This is a genomic window from Nocardia sp. NBC_01327 (genome assembly GCF_035958815.1).
Classification (GTDB): domain Bacteria; phylum Actinomycetota; class Actinomycetes; order Mycobacteriales; family Mycobacteriaceae; genus Nocardia.
Genome location: NZ_CP108383.1, coordinates 4,123,034 through 4,137,648 on the forward strand (window position 1 = coordinate 4,123,034; position 14,615 = coordinate 4,137,648).

Annotated in this window: 12 protein-coding genes; 1 reads left to right on the plus strand and 11 read right to left on the minus strand. The window is 66.9% G+C overall.

What is annotated here, in order from left to right; genetic code table 11:
• Window positions 1-2: 2 nt before the first annotated feature.
• The 8 genes from OG326_RS18770 to OG326_RS18805 all read right to left on the minus strand — a co-directional run bounded on the left by OG326_RS18770 (window position 3) and on the right by OG326_RS18805 (window position 9,689).
• The gene (locus OG326_RS18770) at window positions 3-1,397 is read right to left on the minus strand and encodes an MFS transporter (protein WP_327145937.1); all 1,395 of its coding nucleotides are present in this window, start codon (window positions 1,395-1,397) and stop codon (window positions 3-5) included.
• A gap of 220 nt (window positions 1,398-1,617) precedes the next feature.
• Window positions 1,618-3,201 carry a sulfatase family protein gene (locus tag OG326_RS18775; protein ID WP_327145938.1) on the minus strand — a complete coding sequence of 528 codons (1,584 nt, stop codon included), beginning with the start codon at window positions 3,199-3,201 and terminating at the stop codon, window positions 1,618-1,620.
• A gap of 35 nt (window positions 3,202-3,236) precedes the next feature.
• A complete protein-coding gene (locus OG326_RS18780) occupies window positions 3,237-3,803 on the minus strand; it encodes a PadR family transcriptional regulator (RefSeq protein ID WP_327145939.1) in 567 nt (188 codons plus the stop codon).
• 65 nt (window positions 3,804-3,868) lie between these two features.
• Window positions 3,869-4,828 carry a formylglycine-generating enzyme family protein gene (locus OG326_RS18785; protein WP_327145940.1) on the minus strand — a complete coding sequence of 320 codons (960 nt, stop codon included), beginning with the start codon at window positions 4,826-4,828 and terminating at the stop codon, window positions 3,869-3,871.
• A gap of 66 nt (window positions 4,829-4,894) precedes the next feature.
• The gene (locus tag OG326_RS18790; RefSeq protein WP_327145941.1) at window positions 4,895-6,688 is read right to left on the minus strand and encodes a sulfatase; all 1,794 of its coding nucleotides are present in this window, start codon (window positions 6,686-6,688) and stop codon (window positions 4,895-4,897) included.
• A gap of 224 nt (window positions 6,689-6,912) precedes the next feature.
• Window positions 6,913-7,530, minus strand: a complete 618-nt coding sequence (locus OG326_RS18795; RefSeq protein ID WP_327145942.1) for a TetR/AcrR family transcriptional regulator — start codon at window positions 7,528-7,530, stop codon at window positions 6,913-6,915.
• Between the two features lie 79 nt (window positions 7,531-7,609).
• Window positions 7,610-8,842, minus strand: a complete 1,233-nt coding sequence (locus OG326_RS18800; protein WP_327145943.1) for an MFS transporter — start codon at window positions 8,840-8,842, stop codon at window positions 7,610-7,612.
• Window positions 8,823-9,689: an SDR family NAD(P)-dependent oxidoreductase gene (locus OG326_RS18805; RefSeq protein WP_327145944.1), complete on the minus strand. Its 867-nt coding sequence runs from the start codon at window positions 9,687-9,689 to the stop codon at window positions 8,823-8,825. Before OG326_RS18805 ends, OG326_RS18800 begins: the two co-directional genes overlap by 20 nt.
• Window positions 9,690-9,897: 208 nt before the next feature.
• Between OG326_RS18805 and OG326_RS18810 the strand changes: the two genes are divergently transcribed.
• A complete protein-coding gene (locus OG326_RS18810; protein WP_327145945.1) occupies window positions 9,898-10,974 on the plus strand; it encodes a lipase family protein in 1,077 nt (358 codons plus the stop codon).
• 41 nt (window positions 10,975-11,015) lie between these two features.
• Here OG326_RS18810 and OG326_RS18815 read toward each other — a convergent pair whose 3' ends face one another.
• The 3 genes from OG326_RS18815 to OG326_RS18825 form a co-directional block, all read right to left on the minus strand.
• The gene (locus OG326_RS18815; protein WP_327145946.1) at window positions 11,016-12,212 is read right to left on the minus strand and encodes a lipase family protein; all 1,197 of its coding nucleotides are present in this window, start codon (window positions 12,210-12,212) and stop codon (window positions 11,016-11,018) included.
• 10 nt (window positions 12,213-12,222) lie between these two features.
• Window positions 12,223-13,476 carry a family 1 glycosylhydrolase gene (locus OG326_RS18820; protein WP_327145947.1) on the minus strand — a complete coding sequence of 418 codons (1,254 nt, stop codon included), beginning with the start codon at window positions 13,474-13,476 and terminating at the stop codon, window positions 12,223-12,225.
• A gap of 189 nt (window positions 13,477-13,665) precedes the next feature.
• Entirely contained in the window at window positions 13,666-14,577 is a 912-nt protein-coding gene (locus OG326_RS18825) for a LysR family transcriptional regulator (RefSeq protein ID WP_327145948.1), read from the minus strand.
• Between the last annotated feature and the right edge of the window lie 38 nt (window positions 14,578-14,615).

Below are 14,615 nucleotides of genomic sequence, written 5' to 3' on the forward strand. Positions count from 1 at the left end.
CCTCACTGGGCGGCGGATGCGGCCGCGGCGCGGGCGGCGGCCAATTCGGTTCGGAGTGCGGCTGATTCGCGGTGATAGGGGCGGTACATGAGGGTGATGAACAGACCGTTGCCGACATTGACGGCGACAATCAGCCACAGGAATGCCGCTTGCAGGCCGACCGAGTCACCGAAATATCCCAGCGCCAGCGTGCTCAGTGCCCAGCCCGCGGACTCCGCGCCGAGCATCAGCGCGAAGGCGGCACTGCGCAGTTCGGGCCGGGTCACCGCCATCAGAATGGGGCGGGTGCTGCCGGGGCCGAAGCCCTGCAGCAGACCCAGAATCGAGAACACCACGGCGTAGTGCCACAGCCCCGGCCAGGCGACCTGCGAGGCCAGCGCCGCCGCACCCGCCCAGCCGAGCACCGCGGCCTGCCACACCGCCAGGCGCCCGGCGCCGGGAAAGCGTTGTCCGGCACGGTCTCCGGCATATCCGCCCGCCACAGTTCCCAGGACGTAGGTCAGCATGGCGAACGGGGCTACCAGAGCCGCCTGCGCGGTGCTGAAATCGCGGACGCTGACCAGATAGACGGTGCCGAAACTGAGGAAGGCCAACTGGGTGGCCGTCAGGCGCTGCACCATCATCAGCCGCAGGGTGTGACTGCCGAAGGCCGCGGTCAGCTGGGCCCGTCCCGGTGTGCTCTTGCCCAGCGGCGGTGCGGCATCGCTGGCGCCGACGCCCGGATCGACGAAATAGCGCCAAACCAGCAGCCCGAACAGCACGGTGATGACTCCGCAGGCGAAGAAGCCGTAGCGCCAGCCCTCCGGTATCCGCGACAACTGGCCGAGCAGCGGGCCGATCACCGCGCCCAGCACCGCGAATCCGGCATAGAGCCAACCCGCGGCGCGGCCCCGCTGATGCTCCGGGAACATGTCCGCGAGCAATCCGTTGACGAGGGGGCCGCCGGCCGCGAAGCCGACCGCGCCGATGGCGTAGAGGATCAGCAGCTGCGCGAAGTTCTGTGCGAATCCCGCTGCGACAGACCAGATTCCCCACAGTCCGCAGAAGATGACCAGGACCTGTTTACGGCCCAGCCGGTTCGCGACCGCGACCCAGATCGGGCCGAAGATCATGCCGATCACCTTGCTGACCGCGACCAGAATGCCCAGGGCCGACAGCTTCAGATCCAGCGCCGCTCGGATCGCCGGGAACAGGGTGGAGACGACCGCGCCTTCACTGTTGTCCATGCTGATCAGCCCGCTGAGCAGTGCGAGCTGTCGCCAGCTGCGGGCCGCACCGCCGGGCGCCACACCGGGGCGCGCACTGTCCGGCGTACTCGGTGCGAGCGCGGACCCGAGAGAGGAGTCCTGGCCCGGGTTCGTGCCGATCGGCGGTCCCTGGGCGGTGGCGGCACTCATGGTGGCGGTGTGGTCGGTCGAGTCTGGAGATACTGGTTGCATGGCGACCTAGTCGTTTGGCGGCATGGCAGCGAGAGGCCGAAAGCCACTGGGGGAGAGGTAGATACGTTGTTCGTCCGGAAATTCGAGGACGATGCGCACGGGACCGGCCGCTCGGGGCCTAGATGATCACCGATGCTCTGAGAGGTGCGCCGAATCCGATTCAGTCGGAGGCGTGCGCCTAAGCCGGTTCGGGCCGGTCGAGCGATCGCTGCGCGGCGGCCTGTGCCAATTCCGCCCAGCGCTGGACGAGCGCGGCGGTGCGCGGCTGGTCCGCGGCATGCCAGGACACCGGGATCGCGTAGTTCCGCAGCCGCTGTTCCAGATCCTCGGCCAGATGGGCACGGCCGGTTTCTCGAAGGTGCCGGGCGTAGGTGACGGGATCGTTGTAATAGGTGGGCCCGGTTTGCAGGGTGGTCTGCATGGGATCGGGCAGGGCGCCCGGACGTCCGGCGTAGGTGTTCCACCATTCGGCCAGCCGAGATCGCATGGCGGCGAGCAGTTCCGGTTCGGTCTGCAGCAGATCCTCGGTCAGATGCGGATCCGCGGTGACGTCGAACAGCTGCTCCCATTCGGCGCGGAAGCAACCGGGGTGATAGGTGCGAATGTAGAGGTGATCTCGGGTGCGCACGGCGCGCTGATAGGTGTGTGCGCCATGTCCGAGTACCAGATAGTCGCGTGATTCGAGGGTTTCGCCACGAACGGCTGCCGCGAACGATTCACCTTGCCAGCCTGCGGGTTTCGGTAGCCCGACCAGCTCGCACACGGTCGGCGCGTAGTCGATGTTGTAGAGCAGGGCATCATTGCGGCGGCCCGCATCGGGCACCTCGTCGGTGACGCCGGGCCAGTAGAAGACCAGCGGCAGCCGGTGCGTGGGCTCGTTGGCGAGACCGTGCTCGGCGTAGGAACCGTTCTCCCCGAGGGATTCTCCGTGATCGGCGCTGACGATGATCGCCGTCTCCTCGGCGATGCCGAGCTTCTCGAGCACCGCGAGCAGTTGCCCGAAGTGGTGGTCCCAGTACGCGATCGCACCGTCGAAGCCGTTAATCAGATGCTCGAAGTCGGCGCGCGAGGCAATGGCGTCGGGCATATTGTGCGGCACCGGTGAGCGCCCGTCGCCGCGCAGCGAATAGTTGAGATCCAGAGCGCTTCGCGGACCGTAGATTTCGGCGTGGTCCGCGATGGTGTCGGCATCGGGCCAGGCTTGTACGGGACCGGATGCGGCCATCCGATCGGTCCACTCCACCGGTTGTGTGTAATCGGTATGCGGTTCCCAATAGGTCAGGTGCAGGTACCAGTTCTCCTGGTCGGCATGCCGGCGGATCCAGTCGATGGCCGCGCGGTTGACGTCCGCGGCATCCTCGTCGCCCCAATTCGGTGTGGCCCGAATGGATTCGCGGAAATTGCCGTGAAAATAGTAGGCCCGGTGGCGTTCGGCGAACACCGATACCGCGGCGGTGTGATATCCGCCGAACTGCAAGAGCTGACCGAGCAGCGGCCGGTCGGGTTCCGGGCCGTGCCCGGCATCGAGCCGGAACCGCGCCGCCTCGCCGAAGTGGCCGATCACGCCATTGGTGATGCCGAACTGCCCACTGGTCAAGGCTGTTCGCGAGGGCATGCACGGGGAGTCGGAGCAGTAGTACCGGTCGAAGACGACCGACTTGTCGGCCAGGCGTTGCAGATTCGGCGTGGTCGGGCGGTGATAGCCGTAGGGGGTGGTGTGGTCGGCACGCAGAGTGTCGACATCGACATAGATGATGCGCATGGCGTTCCTGATGGAAAGTAGGGCAGGGCGTGCCCTCAGCGCGGCCGGCCTGCTTCCAGGCGGGCCAGGGTGAGTTCCAGCCACACGATGAAGCCGGAGGCGTACGCATAGCCCTGTTCATGGGTCATGGTCTGTATTTCGCGGGCCCACTGCGGGTCCAGTTCGGGCAGTTGCGGGTCGTAGGAGTCGGGAATCGGCGCGAGCGGCGATTGCGCGTCGTGCTTCCTGCGGTACTCGAGTTCGGTGCGGACGATCTCGATGGCGATCTCGCGGTCCAGCGAGCCCGCGAAGAGGAAGCGCAGCTTGAAGTCCGGATCCATCGGTCGCGGCGAGGGCTCGTAGGGCGAGCGCGCCCACTCCAGCAGGGCCTGCCTGCCCGCCTCGGTCATGGTGTAGACCTTGGCGTCCGGGCGGCCGTCGCGCGGATCGACCTCGAACTCGATCCAGCCGCGTTCGGCGAGCTTGGCCAGGCGCCGGTAGATCTGCGGAAGTTGGACCCCGTAGCCGAGATAGCGGCCGGGGCCTTCCATCCAGCGACGCAGGTCGTATCCGGAGCAGCGGCCCAGCGCCAGCACGCCCAGGATCATGTAGTCGAGCTGCATCGATTCTCTCCTCGTTCTATGTTCTTAGGAACATATGACCACCATCACATTTTCCCTGTGAGGTGTCAAGAGCCGGCAGGGTCCGCGGTGCAGCGGAATCCGGTATGACCGCTCGAGCTGTCCGGGGTATTGGCCGAGCGGGCCGCCACTCGGTAGCGGAAGCAATACGAGTCGTGGCACATGTGCGAACCGCCGCGAATCACCTTGCCGCTACCGGACTTCGGGCCGTGTGGATCGATCAGCGGTGGTACGCCGTGATCGACGGTCCACCAGTCCGCGCACCATTCCCACACGTTGCCGCAGGTGTTGTACAGGCCGAAACCATTGGGCGCGAACGCATCCACGGGTGCGGTGCCGCGATAGCCGTCGGCGGCGGTGTTCTTGACCGGGAAGGCGCCCCGCCAGATATTGCAGTGGTACACGCCGTCGGGATCCAGCGGGTCACCCCACGGATAGCGAGCCTGCGCCAGGCCGCCGCGCGCCGCGTACTCCCACTCCGCTTCAGTGGGCAGCCGCGTGCCGGCCCACGCGCAGTACGCCTGGGCGTCATTCCAGGACACGTGGACGACGGGGTGGTCACTGCGATCGCCTAGCGTGCTGCCCGGCCCTTCCGGGGCTTGCCAGGTTGCTCCGGATACCGCACACCACCAGGGAGTTCGATCCGGTCGCGGAGATTCGCGGCGCAGCGTCCCGGGGAGGAACCCGGCGAAGACATACGACCAGCCCAGGCGCTCGGCATCGGTGCGATAGCCGGTATCGCCCACGAAGGCAGCGAACCGGTCGTTGGTGACCGCGCGCGTGTCGATCAGGAACGGGCTCAGCCGAACCGATCGCACCGGGCCCTCGCCGTCGCTCGGGTAGCCGTCGCTGTCCGCGGTGCCCATCAGGAACTCGCCGCCGGGCACCAGCACCATGCCGCCGGTGTCCCGAGCGGGTGCCGCTCGTACCGGTGCGCGGACTTCGGACAGTGCGATCGTGTCGCCCCGTGACGGCGCGCAGCAACTCCGGTGTGGTTCGCCGGTCATGGCGGCTCCCTTCTCGAACTCTCGGATTATATTCCGGAGTACATATGAATTAGATGCCGGCGGCCGTCATGCCGATGTGGAGCCGGGCACGGTCCGGGTGAGGTCTGCGAGGTCGGCGGCGATGGCCCGCAGCTTCTCGGCCGTCAGCAGGCCGCGCGCCACCGAGGCCACATCGAGGAGCGATGCCCCGGTGAGGGCTTGCAGGATCTCGCTGTCGGCGAAGGCCGGGATGTGCCGCCGGAGTACCTCCCCGGCCGCTCGGTGGGCGAGCAGCTCCTGAATGGGGGTCTGCACCGACAGAGGACCGGACGGGAAGTCTTCGGGCCGGGGCGCCGGGGCGGCAGCCTGTTCGGCGATATCGCGCTGTGCCCGCACCAGCAGATGCGCGGCGGTGACCGGCCCCGTCCTGGGCAATCCGAGACGCTCGAATTGACTGTGCGGTGCGTCGGTGTCACGCATGAGCGCCACCAGAAGACCCGCCATGCGCAGTTCGACCGTATCGTCGACGATCGGATTCGACTGCGCCGGATCGGTTTCCAGATCGAACAAGAGCGTTCCGAACTGGTAGGCATTGATGAGCGCACGGCCGGGCACCCGAATGGTCTTGAGCCCCTTCGTGAACGAGAAGGGCTCGGCCAACTCCATATCGACCAGTTCCGCCGGTGCGAATCGGCCCCGCATATGGGTGGGCATCAGCGTGTGCTCGTGCAGCGGCTGATTGTCGGTGTTCGCCGGCGCGCGCATGTAGACGTACCGGCCGTCGGTCACATTGACATGGCCACCGTGCATGCCGAACAGTCCAGCCTCCCGGATCGGCGCATCCGCGGCCGTGGGCAGCGGCCTGCCCTGCATATCGGCCGTGGGCTCGATGCCGAACCAGTCCAGGATGGTCGGCGCGAGATCGATGGTCTGCACCAGTGCCGCGCGGCGCTGCCCAGCCGCCGCGGCGCGCGGGTCGGAAACGAACAGCGGCAGCCGGACCAGCTCGTTGTACCAGGGCTGCACACTCTTGGCCCACCAGCCCTTTTCGCCGAGCAGGAACCCGTGATCGGTATTGACGATCAGCAGCGTGTCGTCCCACATCGCATGCTCGTCCATGAAGTCGAGCACTCGGCCCAGCGAGCGGTCGCACATGGACAGCAGCGCCGCGTACTCGTAGCGGGCGTGCTCGACCTGCTCCTGGGTTTCGGTCACCCGCTTGTAATCGGGCCAGTCGAAATGTGGTCCGTCGTAGTCGTGCGGGTAGAGGTCCTTGTACTGCTTCTGGGTGAAGAACGGCTCGTGCGGATCGAAGGTCTCGATCTGCAGGAACCAGGAGTCCTGTGCCGAATTGTCCCGCAGGAACTCCAATCCGGCGTCGAAGGTCAGCGTCTGCGGCTGTTTGTCCTCGGTATCGAGATACCGGCGGTTGATCCAGTCCTGGCGATAGGCCCGGTGCCGCAACCGCTTCAGGTCCTCGGGGATCTCCGGATCGGCGACGTGCCCCTTCCAGGGGTCGCCCTCCTGCCCGCGGAAGAACTCCCAGGTGTCGTAGCGGGTGTGATAGGTCGCGCCGCCGTCCTCCCAGTAGTGCTGATGATCGCTGGCCAGATGGCTGTACACCCCGGCCCGCCGCAGTAATTCCGGCAGCGAGTCGTCGAACGGCTCGAGCGGACCCCAACTGCGGTGCAGGAAGTTGTAGCGGCCCGTATGGATTTCGCGCCGTGCCGGCATACAGGGCATGGAACCCGCCCAGCAGTTGTCGAAGGTGGTGGTGCGTTCCGCCAGCCGGGCGAAGTTCGGCGCGTGTGTCCAGTCGCCGCCGTAGGGCGGCAGCATATGCCGGTTCAGGCTGTCGAACATCACCATGATCGCTCGCATCAGGTGGTCTCTCCGATCGTTCCGGAAGTTCGCTTGATATGTTCTTGGGAATCTAGCAAAGACTGACAGCCACGGTGAGCGAACGTCAATACCATCATTCGGGTTGATTTTTAAGCTCGGCGAATCGTCTCGCCGTAGCCGGAGGTTGTAGCGGTATGTTCTCTAGAACATAGAATGTGAACCGTGCGGCCGAGCCCGGCCGACCCGGGCGGCGACCTGCGTGATCACCGCTGCGTGATGAGGAGGTCGCGGCGCAGCACCGCGGTCAAGGTCCGCATCGCACCGGCCATATCGAAGGATTCGTCCTGCAGCCACTGCTCCTCGAGTCCCGACATCGCCGCGATGACGATCCCGGCCACCGCGACCGGGTCCACATCGGCGCGCACCTCGCCGGCCGCGATTCCGGCCGCGATGACGCCGGCGAGATTCTCGCGGAAGGTGCGGATGCGTTCCTGCGCCCAGTCGCGGGCGAACTGCGGGGTGTCCTCGGCCCCGAGGTTGCCGAGGTGAGCCAGGCGGGTGAGTTCGCGATTGCTCTGGTTGCGTTCGACCAGGCCGTCGATGATCTCCAGGGCCCGCAACAGTGCCGGTCCCTCGTAGTCGCGGTCGATCTCGACAGCGTCGAAAGCCTGCTCGTCACGTTCGGCCAGGGCTGCCGCGAGCAATGCTTCCTTACTCGAGAAATGGTGCAGCAGACCGGATCTGGTAATGCCCGCGGCATCCGCCACAGCAGCCAGGGAGGTGCCGCGATAACCCCGGGTCGCGAACAGGGCGAGGGCGGCGGTGACGATCTTGGCACGGCGGGCCGCGCCGGTTTGCTCCGCATCGCGGGTTCTCGCCACTGGTCCGGACTCCTCACACTCGACTGCCTGGGGTTTCGTACCGAGCCTAATAGCGCGGTGCAGCGCGGTGGTGCGGGCGTCATCGTGCACTCTTGATGGGCAGCACAGCCAACGCACCGGCGCCCGCGACGACCGCCACCGCGGGAAACAGCGCGCCGTATCCACCGGTGGCCGACACGATGCCCGCGGCGGCGAGGGGAGCGATCACATTCGGGAGGGTGGCGGCGATATTGACGATGCCGAGGTCTTTGGCGAAAGCCTCCTCGTCCGGCAGGATTTCCGAAACCAGTGCCTGATCGACCGACAGGAAGATCCCGAAGCCGATCGTCACCACCACACCCCACAGCAGCAACCCGGTGACCGTCGGAAGCGCCAGTGGCACCAGTGCGGACGCGGCGATGACCAGCCCGCCCGTCAGCGTGAGCGGTTTGCGCCGCCCCGTCCGATCCGACCAGGGGCCGGCCACGGAGATCGCCACCAACAGGCCGGGCAATCCCACCAGCCCGATCAGTGGAACGAGTCTCGCGGCCTCCGCGGCGCTGAGGCCGACGTACCCCTGCGCGATGTACATGGTGTAGGTCAGGACCATGTAGTACCCGCCGAGAATCAGGAAGCGGCCGAGAAATGCCCACCACAGGTCCGGGCAGCGGCGGGGATCGATCCAGAATGACTGCGCGGCAGTCCTTGCCGAGAATTCGGGCCGTGGCATATCCCGGTTGCCGGGCTCCGGATTGAGCGCCACGAAGCCGACTACGGCAACCACGATCATGCCTGCGAAGGTCAGATAGCCGAGCGGTATGCGGGCCGAGAACGCCGATGCGGCAAGGGGTCCGAGCATGGCCGCGACGATCGTTCCCAGCCCCGCCAGCGTCGAGTACCGGCCGCGGACCCGCACCGGAACCCGGTCGGGCAGGATCGCCGAGAGCGGTCCGTACACGGCATTCGCTCCGACATGCACCACCATCACCGCGATCACCAGCATAACCAGCGAGGTCGAGAGCCCGGCGGTGATCAGGCCGGCCGCGCCCATCAGCACACCGATCAGCATCCACGGCGCCCGGCGGCCGAATGCGGACCGAGTCCGGTCGGACAGGATGCCGACCAGCGGTTGTGTGAGCAGCGCCGCCACGGCGGCGGCAACATGCACCAGGGCCAGGTTGCCGACCTTGGCCGCATTGTCGATATGCTGAACCTGTAGTGCGGCAAAGTAATTCGATACCGCGAAGGCCAATTGCGGAGCCGCGCTGACGAACGGAACGGTGAGCAGCAGCCGCCGCATACCCGTACGGGGCTCAGTATCCGTGCGCGACATGCGTTTCTCCGGGCACGGCCAACGCGTCATCGGCCAGTCGCCACATGCGTTCGATCTGGGCGCGGAAGGTATCGCGACTGTATTCGGGTAGTGCGAAAACGATGGGGGCGTCACGGCGTACGCCCTCCACCGCCAGGCGTGCCACCTCGGCAGGCTCGATGCTCATCGGAATCACCCCGGTGCCGAAGGGCTCGGCGGCCGGACGGCCGAACGCCGCGGGGCGGGTGCGCTGTGCATCGAGGATGCGGGTGGCGGCCTGGCCGGGGCACAGGGTGGTGACGCCGATGCCGTCGGCGGCGAGTTCGCCGCGCAAACCCAGCGAGAGCCCGAGGATGGCGTGCTTGGTGGCGCTGTAGAGCGCGGTGCCCGCCGGATCGGGCAGAAAGGCGTGGGTGGAAGCGGTATTCATGATCTGCCGCCACCCGCTCGCCGCGTGCATTCGGGGCAGGAACGCGTGCAGGCAGTTGAGCATGCCCTCGATATTCACCGACGACAGCCAGTCCCAATCGCCGATCGAGGAGTCCGCGACCGACCCGAACAGCAGCACTCCGGCGTTGTTGCACAGCAATTCGACCGAACCGAATTCGTCATAGGCGACCTTCGCGAGAGCCTCGGCCGATTCCGGATCGGTCACGTCCACCCGCACCCCGAGCGCGCTGATGCCGTCCGCCCGCAGCGCCTCCGCGACCGCCCGCGCGCCGTCGCCATCGATATCGGCGACGACCACCGACATGCCGTGGGCGCCGAGTTCGGCCGCCAGTGCCGCACCGATTCCACCCGCCGCGCCGGTCACGACCGCGCTGCGACCCGCGAACTCCCCGGATTCGGGCCCCGCAATTTCGGACATCGATATCCCTTTCCTCGGTGGATCGACGCACGCAAGCTAGCACACTGACTCGTCAGTCGGTTAGCCTTCGTCGAATATTCCGGATCCTCCGAGAAAGAGTTCGATCATGCTCCCGTGTCGCGTCCTGGCGGTCGCGCTCCTTGCGTTCGCCACTCCGATATTCGTTCCCGCCTCATCCGGCGCCTACCCTGTGACCTCAAGTTTCGCTGTGCCGGATCGGGATTCGTTCTATGCACCGCCTGCAGACCTGGGCGCCTATCCGCTCGGGGGACTCATCGCCTCCCGTCCGATCACGACGACCCTTCGTGTGCCGGTCGGCGCCTGGCAATTGGCGTATCGCAGCAACGATTCCCATGATCAGCCACGACTGGCGGTCACCACGATCCTGGTTCCACGCACGCCATGGCCGGGACCCGGACCCCGCCCGGCGGTCTCGGTGCAGGTGGCCGAGGATTCGACCGGCACCCGGTGCGCACCGTCGTATCAGCTGGCCTCGGGCGGATTTCGGGGCGATACCGTCGAAAAGCTGCTCGCCCGCAACTGGGCGGTGGCGGTACCCGACCATGAAGGGCCCGAATCCGCTTTCCTGGCCGGGATACCGGCCGGGCACGCGGTCCTCGACGGCATTCGCGCCATCGAGGGGTTCGGCGCGGCAGATCTGGGGCCGGACACCCGCTGGGGACTGACCGGCTACTCCGGGGGCGGCTTCGCGACCGCGTGGGCAGCGCAGCTGCAACCTGCGTACGCCCCGGAGCTCACCTTCGTGGGCGCCGCGATCGGCGGGCTCCCGGCCGACCTGCCGATTGTCGCCGCCAATGTCGACGGAAGCCTGTTCGCCGGTTTCGGTTTCGGAGCCATGGTCGGCCTGCGCCGAGAGTTTCCCGAAGCCGATATCGACAGTGTGCTCAATGATCGAGGCCGCGCGGACCTCGCCCGAGCCGACGGCAAATGCATGCTCGAGCTGCTGGCCAACTTTCCCTTCCAATCGGTCGCCGCCGGCACGGCACTCGCCGATCCCTGGCACGATCCGCGATTGATCACTGTGCTGCACCATAATTCACTGGGGGAGGGAGCCCCGGTGATGCCGATCTACAGTTATCACTCGATGGCCGACGAGGTGGTGCCCGTCGGCCAGGACGACGACCTCGTGCGTACCTGGCGTGAGCGAGATACGGATATTGTGACGGTCCGCGATCCCGTCGGCACGCACGCAGAGGAAGCGTCGAAAGGCCAAGCGGGCGCGGATGATTACCTCGCAGGCCGGTTCGCCGCCACGCCACGCTGACCCGACTATGCACGGCCGCCGCAGCACATGTTTCATCCGTTTCAGCGATGTGCGGCGGCGGCCACCGCGGTGGCGGCGAATCGGTTCTGCAGAAACTCCTGCGCTCGCGGCATGTGCTGGATCGATTCCAAGCCGTGCTCGCCGATCGGGTCGCGGACCGAAACTACCGCCGCTCCACCTGCCCGCCACTGCGCGACCAGGTTGTCGCTCTGGCTGACCGGAACGATCTCATCGGTCGACGCGTGATAGTCGTAGATCGGCATGGTGGGGGCGGACGCACCGAGCGAGTTGTCGCGCAACAGATCCGCGAGCCGGGGATCACGCAGTGGATCGGCGACCACGCTGAGGTCAGCCAACCGGCGGAACGGAAATCCGTACAGCAGATCGTCGACGCAGGAGTTACCGGCGGCGGCCAGGGTCGCGCGACCGCGCTCGTTCAGCATGGCGTCGAGGCCTGCCTCCGGGAACTCGCGCTCGTAGCCGATCAGGATATCGATGTTGTACGAGGAGAATATGCCACCATCGAAATGCACTGTGAGAGAGGGTAGATCGGCTGGCACGCCGCCCATCGCGGCGCCGGCGAACGTCAGCTCGGGAGCGTAGGACGGTTGCAGCTGCGCGGCCCAACCGGTCGCCGCGGCACCGCCCGAGTAGCCGTCGAGCGCCCACACGGCGCCCGGGCCCACGCCTGCCGGGCCGAACTGCCCCACCGCCCGGATGCCGTCGAGGACGGCATGGGCTGATTGCGGTCCGGTCAGGAATGTCGACTTCGGCCCTTCGAAGTCGGGTACGGCGACCACCCAGCCCTGCGCCAGCATCCGCGTCACCGCTTCGCCGGACTTCAGATAGCCCTTGGCAATTCCGTACGACGGCGCACAGCGGGTTCCGGTGGAGTCCTCCGGTATCTGCTCCGAGACGATCGGTCGCGGGCCCGGGCCGGACCACGGCGCGGTCGGAACCAGCACCGTCGTGACGGCGAGCTCGGGCAGATCGCGAGAGTTGTCGGTGCGGTAGGACAATTGCCACGCCCGCACCGGTACGCCCATATTCGCGGCGACCTCGCGGCTCGACGCCAGTTGGCCGTGACGGTAGGACGCGAGATCCGCAGGCGGTGCGTAGAACGGATCCGCGTCGGGGGCAACGGAACCGGCAACGAGGGGAACCTCGTCGGCCCAGGCCGGTGTGGTCGCGGAACAGGCGATGGCGAGGATCGCGGCAGCCGCTACTCGGGTGATCATGAAGTCTCTTTCAGCCGGCGGGGCGCAGGCAGCTGGCGAGCGCGTCGACGAGGGAGCACCGGGTCGAGGGGTGCACCGGGGTGTAATCGGCGCGAACGCCGCCCTGGGCGATGAGCGTGCGGTAGGTGTCGACCGCCTGGGTGGGCACGCGCGTGAGTGCCGGATCGTTCTTCACATCGACGGTGTACAGGCCGAAACGCGGTGCGTAACTGCCCCATTCGTAGTTGTCGGTGAGGCTCCAGTAGTTGTAGCCGATAACGTTCATCCCGTCCTGGACGGCGCGCTGGACCCAGTAGACGCTGTCGGCGAGATGATCTGCGCGCCCGTAGCCGTCCGGTCGCGCCGCGGCGTTCTCGGTGGGCATTCCGTTCTCGACCACATAGAGCGGACGTCCCGGATACGCCTCGCCGTAGTGCCGCAGCGCGTAGTAGAGGCCGTCGGGAGCGGGCGTGGCCTTCCACGGCTCGGAGAAGGTATTCGCGTAGCCGAGGTCCGTCGGTGACATCGAGTAGTAGTAGTCCACCCCGATGAAGTCGAGCTTGTCCGCCACCCGGTTCAGGAAGGTGGTGTCGACCTGGGATTCGGCGACCGGGAAGTAGGCGATATTGGACGAGACCTGCGCGCCAGGCTGTTTCGAGTGGATGTAGTCGTAGATCTCGCGGTGCACCCGCACCCATCGATCGAGGGCGCCCGGCAGGTCCGGCGCGCCCAGCCCACCGACCTGCATCTCCTCGAACGCGTACGCGGACGGTTCGTTGATGGTGATCCAGAGCGGGTCAGCGCCGGCGTAGCGGTCGACGACGCGGCGGGCATTGGCCAGCCACTGCTGCGTCATTTCTTCGTTCCGCCAGCCTCCCCGGTCGAACACCCAGCCCGGATACACCCAGTGATCGAGCGTGATCATCGGCCGCATACCGGCCGCGCCGATCGCCGCGATCACATCGTCGTAGTACTCCCAGGCCGCCGGATCATACTGTCCCGGTGCGGGTTCCAGCCGCGCCCACTCGATGCTGATCCGGAACACGCGCGCCCCGAGAGCGTGCGCGCGCTCGATATCCGCGCGGTACCGGTGCAGGAAGTCGACCGAGGTGCCGATGGCATCGCGGGTCTTACCCGAGGCGGCGAAACGTGACCAGTTGCTGTCGGGGGAGGTCCCCTCGGACTGAAATCCGGAGCCTGCCACACCCCACAGGAATCCGGCGGGCAACGGTTCCGGGGGTGGTGCGCCCGAAGGCCCCGCGGTCGCCGGTGCCACCGACAACATCGCTGAAACCGCTACGACAGCTGCGATTCCCACTCTTCGCCGCATACATGCTCCTCACGCTCGACCTTCCATCACCAATGGTGGAAGAGAGATTGCGCGAGATACTAGCCGACTGATGAGTCGGTCTGCTAGCTCTCCCGAGTGGAATCGTGCGATTGCCTGCAGTGGTAGGCGAAGGCTCTCAGAGGATCAGCGGTGTGGGTCGCCATCGGGAAGCCAGGTATTCGGCCCGTGCAGTCCGAGGTCGCCGACGTTGTCGCAGAGTGCGTCGACCACCGCGAGTACGGCGGCCCGATTCTCGTTCGCGCGCCGGACCAGCGACCATGTCCAGTACACCGCTGGTGCGACGATCTCTCGGCGGACGAGATCCGCCGGAATGGGTGCGGCCATATCCTTCGGTGATCGCACCACGGGTCGTGCGCTGTGGCGGACGTGATCGAAGAATGCGGATCCGGTGATGCCGCCGTCGCTGATTCGCGCGATGTGCGCGCCGGTGTCGCGGGCAAGCTGTTCGGCGTAGACGTTCCAGGACGACCAGGAGGTGGTGTCGTCGTCGAGCAGTACAAGGGTGTCGGCTGCCGGGACGGCGGCGGTCCGGGTGCCGGATGCGACGGCGTGCAGCCGATCGGCTCCGATCAGTCGCGCGTGTAAACCCAAGTCCGCCAGGTCTTTCGACTGTACCCAGCAGACCGCGAGATCGAGGCTGCCGTCCGCGACCCGCGCCGCCTGGGTGTGTGACGGCGCGACCCAGGCGTCGAGATGGATCTGCGCTACCGCGGTGGTGCGCGCGGTCAGGTCCGGGGGCAGCCAGCTGACGTATCCCAATCGCACCTGCTCGGCTCCGGACAACCGCCGTGCGTTCACCCGCAGATCGTCGGCGCGAGTCAGCAGGGCGTGCACCTCGGGCAGCAGGGTCGCCCCGGCCGGCGTGAGTGTCACCGACCGGCGGTCGCGGTCGAACAGCCGCACGCCCAGATCCCGCTCCAGGGCTTTGATCTGCTGCGACAGCGACGGACCCGCGATCAGCAGCCGCGCGGCGGCCCGGCCGAAGTTCAGCTCCTCGGCGACCGCGACGAAGTACCTCAGCTGGCGTAGTTCCACCCCTCGATGCTACGTCGGTAGGAGGCTGCGCCTAATAC

Bases quoted from the DNA above. Each gene is read 5' to 3' on its own strand.
- OG326_RS18770 (WP_327145937.1), bottom strand. From the start codon at position 1,397: ATGAGTGCCGCCACCGCCCAGGGACCGCCGATCGGCACGAACCCGGGC.
- OG326_RS18775 (WP_327145938.1), bottom strand. From the start codon at position 3,201: ATGCGCATCATCTATGTCGATGTCGACACTCTGCGTGCCGACCACACC.
- OG326_RS18780 (WP_327145939.1), bottom strand. From the start codon at position 3,803: ATGCAGCTCGACTACATGATCCTGGGCGTGCTGGCGCTGGGCCGCTGC.
- OG326_RS18785 (WP_327145940.1), bottom strand. From the start codon at position 4,828: ATGACCGGCGAACCACACCGGAGTTGCTGCGCGCCGTCACGGGGCGAC.
- OG326_RS18790 (WP_327145941.1), bottom strand. From the start codon at position 6,688: ATGCGAGCGATCATGGTGATGTTCGACAGCCTGAACCGGCATATGCTG.
- OG326_RS18800 (WP_327145943.1), bottom strand. From the start codon at position 8,842: ATGTCGCGCACGGATACTGAGCCCCGTACGGGTATGCGGCGGCTGCTG.
- OG326_RS18805 (WP_327145944.1), bottom strand. From the start codon at position 9,689: ATGTCCGAAATTGCGGGGCCCGAATCCGGGGAGTTCGCGGGTCGCAGC.
- OG326_RS18815 (WP_327145946.1), bottom strand. From the start codon at position 12,212: ATGATCACCCGAGTAGCGGCTGCCGCGATCCTCGCCATCGCCTGTTCC.
- OG326_RS18820 (WP_327145947.1), bottom strand. From the start codon at position 13,476: ATGTTGTCGGTGGCACCGGCGACCGCGGGGCCTTCGGGCGCACCACCC.